The sequence below is a fragment of the Streptomyces rishiriensis genome (genome assembly GCF_030815485.1).
Lineage (GTDB): Bacteria > Actinomycetota > Actinomycetes > Streptomycetales > Streptomycetaceae > Streptomyces > Streptomyces rishiriensis_A.
Genome location: NZ_JAUSWV010000002.1, coordinates 1181849 through 1195012 on the forward strand (window position 1 = coordinate 1181849; position 13164 = coordinate 1195012).

Annotated in this window: 9 protein-coding genes; 7 read left to right on the forward strand and 2 right to left on the reverse strand. The window is 72.2% G+C overall.

Annotation, left to right across the window (positions count from 1 at the left end):
- Position 1: 1 nt before the first annotated feature.
- Entirely contained in the window at positions 2–1345 is a 1344-nt protein-coding gene (locus tag QF030_RS07650; protein WP_307161897.1) for an esterase-like activity of phytase family protein, read from the forward strand.
- A 58-nt stretch (positions 1346–1403) separates the two neighbouring features.
- Here QF030_RS07650 and QF030_RS07655 read toward each other — a convergent pair whose 3' ends face one another.
- Together QF030_RS07655 and xylA are read right to left on the reverse strand one after the other, a co-directional pair.
- Positions 1404–1859 carry a hypothetical protein gene (locus QF030_RS07655; protein WP_307161898.1) on the reverse strand — a complete coding sequence of 152 codons (456 nt, stop codon included), beginning with the start codon at positions 1857–1859 and terminating at the stop codon, positions 1404–1406.
- Between the two features lie 388 nt (positions 1860–2247).
- On the reverse strand, positions 2248–3414 hold the full coding sequence (gene xylA, locus QF030_RS07660) for a xylose isomerase (RefSeq protein ID WP_307161899.1): 1167 nt from the start codon (positions 3412–3414) through the stop codon (positions 2248–2250).
- A gap of 128 nt (positions 3415–3542) precedes the next feature.
- Here xylA and xylB point away from each other — a divergent pair, with 128 nt between their 5' ends.
- The 6 genes from xylB (at position 3543) to QF030_RS07690 (ending at position 13120) form a co-directional block, all read left to right on the forward strand.
- Positions 3543–4988 (forward strand): xylulokinase, encoded by a 1446-nt coding sequence (gene xylB / locus QF030_RS07665; protein WP_307161900.1) that lies wholly within the window; start codon positions 3543–3545, stop codon positions 4986–4988.
- 30 nt (positions 4989–5018) lie between these two features.
- Positions 5019–6227, forward strand: coding sequence for an ROK family transcriptional regulator (locus QF030_RS07670; protein WP_307161901.1), 1209 nt, complete (start codon positions 5019–5021; stop codon positions 6225–6227).
- Between the two features lie 430 nt (positions 6228–6657).
- On the forward strand, positions 6658–7257 hold the full coding sequence (locus QF030_RS07675; RefSeq protein WP_307161902.1) for an N-acetylmuramoyl-L-alanine amidase: 600 nt from the start codon (positions 6658–6660) through the stop codon (positions 7255–7257).
- 115 nt (positions 7258–7372) lie between these two features.
- A complete protein-coding gene (locus QF030_RS07680; protein WP_307161903.1) occupies positions 7373–8641 on the forward strand; it encodes a GAF domain-containing protein in 1269 nt (422 codons plus the stop codon).
- Positions 8642–9093: 452 nt separating this feature from the next.
- Positions 9094–10617 (forward strand): acetaldehyde dehydrogenase ExaC, encoded by a 1524-nt coding sequence (gene exaC, locus QF030_RS07685; RefSeq protein ID WP_307161904.1) that lies wholly within the window; start codon positions 9094–9096, stop codon positions 10615–10617.
- A 1024-nt stretch (positions 10618–11641) separates the two neighbouring features.
- Positions 11642–13120 (forward strand): sugar transferase, encoded by a 1479-nt coding sequence (locus QF030_RS07690; protein ID WP_373428745.1) that lies wholly within the window; start codon positions 11642–11644, stop codon positions 13118–13120.
- The last annotated feature ends 44 nt before the right edge of the window (positions 13121–13164 follow it).

Sequence of the window (13164 nt, forward strand, 5' to 3'; positions counted from 1 at the left end):
AATGTCCCCGCACGCCCCCGGTCGGCGCCGCGTCCACCGTTGCGTCGCGGTGGGCCTACCGCTCGCCGTGCTGGCCGCGCTCGCCACCGAAGGTCCGGCCGCCGCGGGCACGTCGCTCCAGGAGGCGCACGTCACGCGGACCGCGACGCTCGGCGACATCCCGCTCGGGACGTTCAGCGACGCGCTGCTGCCCGGCACGGTCGCCGATGACCGGGGCGTGGACCTCGGCGGCATCGGCAGCGACATCTTTCCGGCGGGCCGCACGGGCGAGTTCTGGACGGTCACCGACCGCGGGCCCAACGGGCAGATCAAGGTGGCCGGCACCAAGCGCCGCACGTTCCCCGTGCCCGGGTTCGACCCGGCGATCGTGCGGATCCGGGTGTCCGGGGACACCGTGAAGGTGCTCCAGGCGATGCCCGTCACCACGCAGTCGGGGAAGCCCGTGACGGGCCTGTCGAACCAGGCGGGGCGCGACGAGGCGCCGTACTCCTACGACGCGCAGACGCCTCTGTCGTACAACCCGGACGGGCTCGACACCGAGGGCATCGTGCGGGCGGCGGACGGGAGTTTCTGGCTCGTCGACGAGTACGGACCCTCCCTGGTGCACGTCTCCGCGCGCGGGAAGGTGCTGACGCGTTACGTGCCCCAGGGGCTCGGGCTCACGGGCGCGGACTACCCGGTGGTGGAGGCGCTGCCGGCGGTCCTGCTGCACCGTAAGGTCAACCGCGGCTTCGAGGGCCTGGCCCTGCTGCCGGGCGGCGACCTCGTCGTGGCGGTGCAGAGCCCGCTGTCGATCCCGGACACGGATGCGGGAGAAAACTCGCGGACCACGCGGCTGCTGCGCTTCTCGCCGACGAAGAAGGCCGTCACCGCCGAGTACGCGTACCGCTTCGACCCGGTCGACGTGGTCGATCCGAGCGAGGACGACACCTCCGAGCTCAAGATCTCCTCGGTGGTCGCGGTGGGCGGTGACCGGCTGCTCGTGGAGGAGCGCACCGACAAGGCCGCGCGGCTGCACCTGGTTCGGCTGAGCCGGGCGGCGAACATCCTCGGCGGCCGCTGGGACGACGACGCGACGTCCCCCTCGCTGGAGCAGCTGGACGATCCCGGCGCCTCGGGGGTCCCGGTGCTGTCGAAGCGGCTTGCCGTCGATCTCGGCACGGTCGCCGGGGTGCCCGGGAAGATCGAGGGCGTCGCGCTCGTGGACCACTCCACGCTGGCTCTCGTCAACGACAACGACTTCGGGATGACGGACGGCGCCGGGGCATTCGACGCGCAGGGCCGGCTCGTCGACAGCGGTATCGAGACGACGGTCACCTATGTGCGGCTGCCGCGAGGCGTATGAGAGTCGGCGCCCCGGCACGCGCGCGTGGCGGTGTGGGGCCGCCACGCGCGCGTGAGCGCTAGGGCAGCAGTTCCTCCAGGGACGGCAGCAGCGACTCGAGATCGCTCGGCAGCTCCGTCGGCAAGGTGCTCGGAAGGTCGGTGGGGAACCCCGACGGCAGCTCGCTCGGCAATCCGCTGGGCAGCTCGACCGGAAGGCTGATGGACGGGGCGGGGGTGGAGCCGGTGCTGTTGCCGGCGGTCGGCTCGTGGTCCGGCGAGCCGTCGTCTCCCGACGCCATCAGCACCACGGCGACGACTGCTCCGGCGGTGACGAGCAGCGCGAGGACGACGAAGAGGGGGCTCCTGCGCCGTCCGGAACCGCGTGGTGGATCCGACGGCGGCGGGGGCGACCAGCCGCCCCCGCCCGTCCCGTCGTGGGGTCCGTAGCCGGAGTGGTGCGGTCCGAAGCCGCCCGGAGGCGGCGTGTCGTCCGGCGGTCCGGGCGGCGGGGGCGGTACGGGCGGCATGGCCATACCGTCCAGCGTCGCGGTGAACCGCTCTCAGCGCGAGCCCCGCAAGGAAGTTGATACCGGCTCATGTCATGGAACGCACGATTCCGCCGCATCCGGCACGCAGACCGCTCGAAGGCGAGAGCGAAGACCCGTGCGGAGACCGGGAGCGCGGACCGAGGACGCGACCGGGGACGGGGCACACGGGCCGAGGACGCGGACGGGGCACCCGGGCCGAGGACGCGAACCGGGAGCGCGGACCGGGGACGCGGACCGGGAGCGCGGACCGGGAGCGCGGATTCAGAGCGCAGACCCGCGCACGGAGCGGTAGGCCGGACCGGGAGCGTGATGCGAGTGCTCGACCGCACGCGTGTGTGCACCCTCACCCGTGCACACACGCGTGTGTGCGGGTTCAGCCCCGGGCGCCCAGGAGGTGGTCCATGGCGAGCTGGTCGAGGTGCTCGAAGGCCATGCCGCGGGCGGCGGCCGCCTCGGGGTCGAAGTCCTCGAAGGCGGTGCGGTCGGCCAGCAGGCTCTCCAGGCCGTCGGCGGCCGTGGCCTGGGCGAGTTCGTCCAGGCGGGAGGCGCGCAGGGCCTCCTGGACCTCCGGGTCGTTGCGGAACGCGGCAGCACGCTCCTTGAGGATCAGGTAGTTGCGCATGCAGCCCGCGGCCGAGGCCCACACACCGTCGAGGTCCTCGGTGCGCGGCGGCTTGAAGTCGAAGTGCTTCGGGCCCGCGTAGCCGGCGCTCTCCAGCAGGTCGACGAGCCAGAACGCGGAGCGCAGATCGCCCGCGCCGAAGCGCAGGTCCTGGTCGTACTTGATGCCGGACTGGCCGTTGAGGTCGATGTGGAAGAGCTTGCCCGCCCACAGCGCCTGGGCGATGCCGTGCGGGAAGTTCAGCCCTGCCATCTGCTCGTGGCCGACCTCGGGGTTCACGCCGTAGAGCTCCGGGCGCTCCAGACGCTCGATGAAGGCCAGGGCATGGCCGACGGTGGGGAGCAGGATGTCGCCGCGCGGCTCGTTCGGCTTGGGCTCGATGGCGAACTTCAGGTCGTAGCCCTGGGAGGTCACGTACTCGCCGAGGAGGTCGAAGGCCTCCTTCATGCGGTCGAGGGCCACCCGTACGTCCTTGGCGGCGCCGGACTCCGCGCCCTCACGGCCGCCCCAGGCGACGTAAATCTTCGCGCCGAGCTCGACGGCCAGGTCGACGTTGCGGATCGTCTTGCGCAGGGCGTAGCGACGCACGTCACGGTCGTTCGCCGTGAACGCGCCGTCCTTGAAGACGGGGTGCGTGAAGAGGTTGGTGGTAGCCATCGGCACGGTCATGCCGGTGGTGTCCAGGGCCTGACGGAAGCGCTTGATGTGCTCCTCGCGCTCGCTCTCGGAGGACCCGAAGGGGATCAGGTCGTCGTCGTGGAAGGTCACGCCGTAGGCGCCCAGCTCGGCCAGGCGCTGCACCGATTCGACCGGGTCGAGGGCACGCCGCGTGGCGTCGCCGAACGGGTCCCTTCCCTGCCAGCCGACGGTCCACAGGCCGAAGGTGAACCTGTCATCGGGGGTGGGCTGGTAGCTCATGGGGCGGCTCCTTGCTTGAAGACTGTGTCGCCGACTATTTCGTCATGGCAGTTTACAAATTAGTATGCGGACGCATCTCTGGGAAGACAGATCCCGTAGAGCCGCGGAAAAAATTGAGGGAGAACCCGATGTCAGCAGCCGAGGGTCCGCTCGTCGTCGGCGTGGACACGTCCACCCAGTCCACCAAGGCGCTGGTCGTCGACGCGGCCACCGGCCAGGTCGTCGCGAGCGGCCAGGCGCCGCACACGGTGTCCTCCGGAGCCGGCCGTGAGAGCGACCCCCGGCAGTGGTGGGACGCCTTGCGCGAAGCCCTTCACCAGTGCGGCGACGCGGCCCGTGAGGCCTCCGCCGTGTCGGTCGGCGGGCAGCAGCACGGGCTGGTCACCCTGGACGAGCGCGGCGAGCCGGTCCGCCCGGCGCTGCTGTGGAACGACGTGCGCTCGGCGCCGCAGGCCCGTCGGCTGACCGAGGAACTGGGCGGCGCGAAGTTCTGGGCGGAGCGCACCGGGTCCGTCCCGGCCGCCTCCTTCACCGTCACGAAGTGGGCCTGGCTGGCCGAGCACGAGCCGGAGGCCCTCCGCGCCACGAGGGCCGTGCGCCTCCCCCACGACTACCTCACCGAGCGCCTCACGGGCGAGGGCACCACCGACCGCGGTGACGCCTCGGGCACCGGCTGGTGGGCGTCCGCGACCGAGTCGTACGACGCGGAGATCCTCGCCCACGTGGGACTGGACCCCGCGCTGCTGCCCCGCGTGGTGCGTCCCGGGGAGGTGGCGGGAACCGTACGCGACAGTCACGACCTGCCCTTCGCCAAGGGCACTCTGGTCGCCCCGGGCACCGGTGACAACGCCGCGGCGGCGCTCGGCCTCGGCCTGCGCCCCGGGACGCCGGTGCTGAGTCTCGGCACCTCGGGCACGGTGTACGCGGTGGCCCGGCGTCGTCCCGCCGACCCCACCGGCACCGTGGCGGGTTTCGCCGACGCGCACGGCGAGTGGCTGCCCCTGGCCTGCACCCTGAACTGCACGCTCGCCGTGGACCGCGTCGCCGCCCTGCTGGGCCTGGACCGCGAGGCCGTGGAGCCCGCCGCGGACCTCACCCTGCTGCCCTACCTGGACGGCGAGCGCACCCCGAACCTGCCCAACGCCTCCGGCCTGCTGCACGGCCTGCGCCACGACACGACGGCCGGCCAGCTGCTCCAGGCCGCCTACGACGGCGCCGTGCACTCCCTGCTCGGCGCGCTCGACCTGGTCCTCGACGAGGACGCGGACCGCTCGGCTCCCCTGCTGCTGATCGGCGGCGGCGCCCGGGGCACGGCCTGGCAGCAGACCGTGCGCCGGCTGTCCGGACGGCCGGTCCAGGTGCCCGAGGCCAAGGAACTCGTCGCGCTGGGTGCCGCGGCACAGGCGGCGGGCCTGCTGACCGGCGAGGACCCGGCAGCCGTCGCCCGCCGCTGGAACACCACCCGCGGTCCGGTGCTCGACGCCGTCGAGCGGGACGAGGCGACGCTCGCCAGGATCGCCGGGGTACTCTCCGACGCGGCCCCGCTGCTGGACCGGAGCACGGACGCCCACTGAGCATCGACGTATCGACGAATCGACGGAGGCATGACCGCACCGCTGCACGAGGCCCGGCCGAGCGGCCCGGGGCGCGCACTGCCCGACACCCAGCAGGGCATGCGCCGCCGCAACCTGGCCCGGGTGATGCACGCCGTCAGCGCCGAGGGACCCCTCTCGCGCGCGGCGGTCGCCTCGCGCATCGGCCTGACCAGGGCAGCGGTCTCGACCCTCGTCGACGAACTCATACGCACCGGACTGCTCGAGGAGCTGGGCCCCGAGCGGCCGGGCCGGGTCGGCCGACCCGGTTCGGCGCTGGCGGTGAGCGGGCGCGGCCCGTCGGGCATAGGTGCCGAGATCGGCGTCGACCATCTGGCGGTCTGCGCCGTCGACCTGCGCGGCGAGGTGCGGGCACGCGCCGTGCGGCACGGCACGAACCGGGGCCGCTCCCCCGAGCCGGTGGTCGAGGAACTGACCGGGCTCGTGCGCCGGGTGGTCGCCGACGCCGAGCGTGAGGGGCTGTGGCCGGCCGGACTCGCCGTGGCCGTCCCCGGTCTGGTCGCCCGCGACGCCCGTACGGTCGTCCGCGCGCCGAACCTCGACTGGCAGGACGTCGACCTCGGCGCGCTGCTGCCCGGGGAGTTCCCCCTGACCGTGGACAACGAGGCCAACTTCGGCGGTCTGGCCGAACTCTGGCTCGGCGCGGACACTCCGGGCGACTTCCTGCACGTGTCGGCCGAGATCGGCATCGGCGCCGCGCTGGTCGTGAACGGCAGCCTGCTGCGCGGCACCCGCGGCTTCGCGGGCGAGCTGGGCCATGTGCCGGTGCATCCCGACGGACCGGGATGCGTGTGCGGCGGGCGGGGATGTCTGGAGCAGTACGCCGGCGAGGAGGCGGTGCTGCGCGCGGCTGGACTGGAACCGGGCGAGGACCGCGTCGGACTCCTCGCGGGACGCGCCGCGGACGGCGACCCGGACGTGCGGCGGGCGCTGCGCGAGGCGGGAACGGCCCTCGGTATCGCCCTGACCGGGGCACTCAACCTGCTGGACCCGGAGGGCGTCGTGCTCGGTGGCGCTCTGGCCGGGCTCGCGCCGTGGCTACTGCCGTCGCTCGAGAGCGAGCTCTCCCGGCGTACGGCCGGTCCCGCTCGTGCCGTGTCCGTCTCCCGGCTGGGTCCCGAGGGCCCGTTGCTCGGGGCCGCGCACTCGGTGGTGCGGGCCGTGCTGGACGATCCCGCGGCGGTGGCGGAGCGCGCCTGACGGACGGGATGTGGCCTCGGACGCGCCGGCGGCCGACATCTGGCGTCGTGTCGGCCGGTTGCCCCTGTCGGCACCGGCGTCGTGCGGGCCGCACACCACTGTCGGCATCCGGCCCGCGCGGGGGCCGCACACCGTTGCCGGTACCCGGCCCCGTGCGGGCCAAGGTGCCGATCGGACCTGGAACTCCCCGTTCGGGTGAGCGAGTTGTCCACAGTCACGCATTCGTCCACCGGATCCCGGCGCGTCCTCCTGCCCGATCAGCCGCCGCCGTAGCGTAATGCGAGCGGGACACAGCCGCCGACCGGTGACGGCGGTGGCCGGCCGGTACGGGATCACGGGTCCGGCGAGTCGGACGCGTACCGGTCGACCGACGCCCGCACACGCTCCGGTACCGCCCGCCGGACGTCCGAGACCCCGAAAGGCGACACCAGTGGAACGAACGAGGAACCTTCCTGGCCGACGACGGATCCTGAAGGGCGCCGCCCTCGCCGCCGTTCCGTACGCGCTGCTGCCCGAGGCGCGGGCGGGCGCCGGGCCCCGGACCGTCGACTACCCGCTCGCCGAATGGCTGCCCGCGCACGCCGCCAACCGCACGGCGGCGAACCGTCCCGCCGGCCGTCCCGTCGACCGGGTCGTCATCCACGTCACGCAGACCCTGTACGCGAAGGCCCTGACCGTGTTTCAGAACCCGCGGAAGAAGGTGTCCGCCCATTACCTCGTCCGCTCCGTGGACGGTCATGTGGCGCAGTGTGTGCGCGAGGCCGACGTCGCCTGGCATGCGGGGAACTGGGACTACAACACCCGCAGCATCGGCATCGAACACGAAGGGTGGGTGGACAGACCGGCCTTCTTCACCGACGCCCTCTACGAGGGATCCGCCCGGCTGACGGCCTCGGTCTGCGACCGGTACGGCATCCCGAAGGACCGGGCGCACATCATCGGTCACTACGAGGTGCCGGGCACCGATCACACCGATCCCGGCCCGAACTGGGACTGGGTCCGCTACCTGAGACTCGTGGGCCGCGCCTGACCGGACCGGGCGGAGAGCCGATGGCCACGTTCGGCGCGGCCTCGTCCGAACGGTTGTCGGTCAGCGCCTGCGGAGTGACGATGTCTCCAGCCGTATCGCCTTCCGGGAGGACGAGTTGACCGATCCCTGGGTGGCCCTGGAACCGGGTGCCGACCCTGCCGAGCGGGCGCGGATCCTGCGGCGGGCGCACGAGACGTTCACCGAGGCGGGAACGATGCCGCGGCCGGTGCGCGCGGTCGTGGCGGATTCCTGGCGTCGGTCCGCGCGAGCCGGCGTCGGTCCCGACGGCACGGCGAGCGTCGAGCTGACCGACGGCGACCTCGGCACCTACCGGTCCGAGCATCCGCTGGCACGGGTGATGCCGTTGTTCCGTGAGCTGATGGGCACGTTCGCCGCCGACGGAGAGCATCTGCTGGCGGTGTGCGACGCGCACGGCAGGCTGCTGTGGGTCGAGGGACACGCGGCGACCCGACGGCAGGCGGGGCGGATGAACTTCGTGCCGGGCGCGCGATGGGCGGAGAGCGCCGTCGGGACGAACGCGCCGGGCACAGCGGTCGCCCTGGACCGTCCGGTGCAGGTGTTCGCGGCCGAGCACTTCATCCGGCGGGTGCAGCCCTGGACGTGTGCCGCCGCCCCGGTGCACGATCCCCGGACCGGGCGGGTGCTGGGCGCCGTGGACATCACGGGCGGGGACGGGCTGGCGCATCCGCACAGCCTGGGCTTCGTACAGGCGGTCGCCCGGGCCGCGGAGGCGCACCTGGCGCTGCTCGCCCCGGAACGGCCGGCCGTCGACCCACCGCGGCTGACCGTGCTGGGCCGGGACGAGGCGCGTCTGGTCACCGGCGGCCGTGACATCAGGCTGAGCCGCCGGCACAGCGAGATCCTGGTACTGCTGGCCCGTCATCCCGAGGGGCTCACGGGCGACGAGCTGCTGTGCGCGCTGTACGAGGACGAGTCGGTCACCCCCGTGACGCTGCGGGCCGAACTCGCCCGGCTGCGCGGGGTGCTCGGACCCGGGCTGCTGGCATCGCGTCCCTACCGGCTCACCGTCGGGTGCGAGTCGGACGTCGCCGTCGTCGAACGAAGGCTGGCGGCCGGCGCGGTCATGGGCGCCGTGACCGCGTACACCGGGCCGCCGCTGCCGTCGTCCCGGGCGCCGGCGGTGGCGCGGCTCGGGCGCCGTCTCGCCGAGGGGCTGCGCGCCGCGCTGATCGCCTGCGGCGACCCCGATCTGCTGGCGGACTGGGCGCACGCGCCGTGGGGCGAGGACGACCTCGACGTGTGGCGGGCGCTCGTGGCGGCCCGCCCCACGGCCGCGATACGGGCTCGCCTGGCGTCCCTTGAGTCCGAACTGACGGCGCCCACCGGACGGCCGCACTCCTAGGCCGGCCCGGACCTCCACGAGCGGGGCGACCACGGGCACCCACGAGCGGGGTGACCAGAGGCGAGCCGTCCACGAGCAGGACACCCGCAAGCGAGCCGTCCGTCCACCGGCGGGGCGACCAGAGGCGGCACGTCAGCACGCCGGGCGACCTGAGACAGGGCGTCAGCACGCCGGGCCACAGCGACGCGGCGCCGGCACACGGGCCACCAGAGACGGGACGTCAGCACACGAGGCCACCAGAGGCAGGACGTCAGCACCCGGAGCGACCAGAGAACGGACGTCAGCAGGCCGGGCGTCAGCACACGGGGCACTGATCGCGGGGCCTCGACGTGCGTGCGCCGCGCGTCAACGCGTGCCGGCGGGCTGCGCAACGTGGATGCAACGTCCGTTTCCCTAGCCTCCGCGCAGAGCTGCCCAACGGCGGGCAGCGCTGCTGAGGGAGGCAGAGCAGGATGACCCGTTACGCGGCGCCCGGAACCGAGGGCGCGATCGTCTCCTACCAGGCCCGCTACGACCACTACATCGGCGGCGAGTACGTGCCCCCGGCTCGGGGCCAGTACTTCGACAACCCCTCTCCGGTGAACGGGGAGACGTTCACCGAGGTGGCGCGCGGTACGGCGGAGGACGTGGAGCGGGCGCTCGACGCGGCGCACGCGGCCGCGCCGGGCTGGGGCCGCACCTCGGCCACCGAACGCTCCGACATCCTGCTGAAGATCGCCGACCGGATGGAGGCGCGGCTGGAACCCCTGGCGGTCGCGGAGAGCTGGGAGAACGGCAAACCCGTCCGCGAGACGCTGGCCGCGGACATCCCCCTGGCCATCGACCACTTCCGTTACTTCGCCGGCGCGGTCCGGGCGCAGGAGGGGTCGCTCAGCGAGGTCGACGACGACACGGTGGCGTACCACTTCCACGAGCCGCTCGGCGTCGTCGCGCAGATCATCCCGTGGAACTTCCCGATCCTGATGGCCACGTGGAAGCTCGCGCCGGCCCTCGCCGCGGGCAACACGGTGGTCATCAAGCCCGCCGAGCAGACGCCTGTCTCCCTCCACTACTGGATGAGCCTGGTCGCCGATCTGCTGCCCCCGGGCGTGGTGAACATCGTCAACGGCTTCGGCGAGGAGGCGGGCAAGCCCCTCGCGTCCAGTCCGCGCGTGGCGAAGATCGCGTTCACGGGCGAGACGTCGACGGGGCGGCTGATCATGCAGTACGCCTCACAGAACCTCAAGCCCGTCACGCTGGAACTGGGCGGCAAGTCGCCGAACATCTTCTTCGACGACGTATGGGAGAAGGACGACGACCTGCGGGACAAGGCGCTCGAGGGCTTCACCATGTTCGCCCTGAACCAGGGCGAGGTGTGCACCTGCCCGTCCCGTGGCCTGATCCAGCGCGGCAACTACGGCGACTTCGTCGAAGCGGCCGTCGCCCGAACCGAGCTGATCAAGCCCGGCCATCCGCTGGACACCGACACGATGATCGGCGCCCAGGCGTCCAGCGACCAGCTCACCAAGATCCTCTCGTACATCGACATCGGCAGGGAGGAGGGGGCCAAGATCCTCACCGGTGGTGAACGCGTCGAGTACGAAGGTGACTTGAAGGGGGGCTACTACGTCCGCCCGACGATCTTCGAGGGCGACAACCGCATGCGGGTCTTCCAGGAGGAGATCTTCGGACCGGTGGTCTCGGTGGCCTCGTTCGACGACTTCGACGACGCCATCAAGATCGCGAACGACACGCTGTACGGCCTGGGGGCGGGCGTGTGGACGCGGGACATCAACACGGCGTACCGCGCGGGACGGGCGATCCAGGCCGGTCGCGTCTGGACGAACTGCTACCACGCGTACCCGGCACACGCCGCCTTCGGCGGCTACAAGCAGTCAGGCATCGGCCGCGAGACGCACAAGATGATGCTGGAGCACTACCAGCAGACGAAGAACCTGCTGGTGTCGTACTCGCCGAAGAAGCTGGGGTTCTTCTAGACCCGGAAAGAGGGCGCCCGGCCGGGCACGACGCCCGTCGGGCGCCCTCGCGCCGACCGAGCTGTGTCGGCTGCCGGCAACCGGCCTCCGCCGCTGTCCGCGGGAACGGTCACAGGGCAGCCACAGGGCAGGTCTCGGGGCAGGTCTCGGGCCGCCTGGGTCTCTTCCCGGACATCCGAACCGCGAAGGCCGGCCGTTCTGCGCTCGTCGCCGTCCGTCTTCGGCGCCCCGTCGACATGCGCCGCCTCGACGGTCGGGCAGGCCCTGCCCCCGCACTTCGAGCACCGGCGGTTCTCGTCCGCGGCCCCTCGAGGCACCGACGTGATCACGTCGTGCGCCTCGCCGTCCGGGTCGATCGGCCTGCCCGCCTCGGGCACCCACAGTGGCACGCCGTAGTGCGCGAACCCGGCAAGTCGGTGCCGCACCGGGCTCCGGGGACGGCGGTCACAGGTCGCCGATCACTCCGCGTACAGGCCGCCGCCGCGGGCCGGACGAGCTGCCGGAGCGTGCGGTGGCCTGGATGCACCCGTGGGCGGATGCCGATCGGTGGATCAAGTCCCAAAGCTTGAACACAAATTACACACATCCTCTCTTCATACTGGCCTCGATGGTCTAGATTGACCGTGCTTCAGCTGTTCGGACACGAGGCGACCCATAATTGTCTATAGGTCCGGCGCTACGGGATGCCTGCGGTCGCGGCCCCGCGCCAGACGTGGGGGTGAGCAACTCTTCGAGCCCGAGAGGGCCTTGGGTGCGGGGAGCACCCCAGGTTTCGATCGGTTCCCGTACACCTCGAGAGTCCGGCAGGAACGCGGCGCTGCTGCCGCCAGGGTGGGATGGTCAAGCACCTCTGAAACACCCGATATGTCATGCGCGGGGGGGCTCCCGCAGGGAGGGAACAGCGCGGCGCGGCGGGAGGCGGGGGCCTCCCGAGGGGAGCAACAGTGCGGGGGGCGGGGGCCCCCCGGGGGGAGGAACAGTGTTAGGCGAACACGTCGAACCACTGGGGGACCTGGGGAGTTCCGTGCGGCAAGGGGGGCTGGTCAGTCCCTTTCCGTCGGCGGGCGAACGGATGGCGAGCGGCGCGATCAGCCCGCCCGCGATCGACTGGGAGCAGCGGTACCGCCGTTCCGTGATCACCACCGACACCGTGGCCACCGCCCTGGTGGTGGCGGCGATCGGCAACTTCTTCGGGGCCCGGGACGCGGCCAACTGGCACGAGAAGTGGGGAATCCTCGCGTTCGGCACCGAACTGCTGGTGCTGGGGGCGCTTGCGGTGAGCCGGTCCTGGGCTCCGGCCGTGCTCGGCCAGGGTGCCGAGGAATTCCGTCGGCTCGGACGCTCGCTGTTCACGGCGACCGTCGTACTGGCACTGGGCGGGATCGCCCTCACGTCGCGCAACATCAAGCTCTGGATCTTCGTCGCGATCCCCGCGATCGCGCTCGTCACCATGACCGCGCGGTATCTGCTGCGCCTCTGGCTGCACAAACAGCGCAAGGAAGGACGGTGCCTGAGACCGGTGCTCGCTGCCGGCAGCCCGGCCACCGTGCGCGACCTGATCAACCGGACCCGCAAGTTCCCGCACCTCGGCTGGCGGGTGGATGCGGTGTGCACGACGGACGGTCTCGGGCTCGACGGCGACCAGTTGGACGGAGTGCCGGTCGTCGGCCGGCTGGCGGAGGTCGCGGGCCACGTCCGCCGCGACGGCTACCGTGTCGTCGCCGTCACACCGGACCCGCACTGGTCACCGGACCGGCTGCAACGGCTGGCCTGGAACCTCGAAGGCAGCGACGCCGAGATGGTCGTGGCCCCTGTGCTGATGGAGGTGGCCGGCCCGCGGCTGCACGTCGACGCGGTGCTCGGAATCCCGCTACTGCGGGTCAGCATGCCGACGTTCAGCGGTGGCCGCCGGGCGGTCAAAGGGGTGGTCGACCGCATAGGCGCAACGATTCTGCTGGTGCTGTTCGCGCCGCTGATGATGTTCGTCGCGCTCCTCGTGATGCTGGACAGCCGGGGCGGGGCGTTCTACCGCCAGCGACGAGTCGGCAAGGACGGCCGCGAGTTCACCATTCTCAAGTTCCGCACCATGGTCGCCGGGGCCGACCGGGCACGTGCCGAGCTGGCCGGCCGCAACGAGGGCGCCGGCCTGCTGTTCAAGCTCCGCCGGGACCCACGGGTGACCCGGCTGGGAACAGTGCTGCGCCGGTACTCGATCGACGAGCTCCCGCAGCTTCTCAACGTGCTCACCGGATCGATGTCGCTCGTCGGTCCGCGGCCCCCGTTACCGGAGGAGTCCGCCGCGTACGGCCCGGACATCCGGCGGCGGTTGCTGGTCAAGCCCGGTCTCACCGGCCTGTGGCAGATCAGCGGACGCAGCGACCTGTCGTGGGAGGAGGCGGTGCGACTGGACCTGCGGTACGTGGAGGACTGGTCGCTCGCCCTGGACACAGTGATCTTGTGGAAGACGCTGCGTGCGGTGCTCTACGGGCAGGGGGCCTACTGATGCGCGGGAGTCGTCCGGCCGGTGCACGGACGGCAGGCCGCAAG

Excerpts from the sequence above, each read along its gene's own strand:
- QF030_RS07670 (WP_307161901.1), top strand. The coding sequence starts at position 5,019 with ATGACCGCACCGCTGCACGAGGCCCGGCCGAGCGGCCCGGGGCGCGCA.
- exaC (WP_307161904.1), top strand. The coding sequence starts at position 9,094 with ATGACCCGTTACGCGGCGCCCGGAACCGAGGGCGCGATCGTCTCCTAC.
- xylA (WP_307161899.1), bottom strand. The coding sequence starts at position 3,414 with ATGAGCTACCAGCCCACCCCCGATGACAGGTTCACCTTCGGCCTGTGG.
- QF030_RS07655 (WP_307161898.1), bottom strand. The coding sequence starts at position 1,859 with ATGGCCATGCCGCCCGTACCGCCCCCGCCGCCCGGACCGCCGGACGAC.
- xylB (WP_307161900.1), top strand. The coding sequence starts at position 3,543 with ATGTCAGCAGCCGAGGGTCCGCTCGTCGTCGGCGTGGACACGTCCACC.
- QF030_RS07650 (WP_307161897.1), top strand. The coding sequence starts at position 2 with ATGTCCCCGCACGCCCCCGGTCGGCGCCGCGTCCACCGTTGCGTCGCG.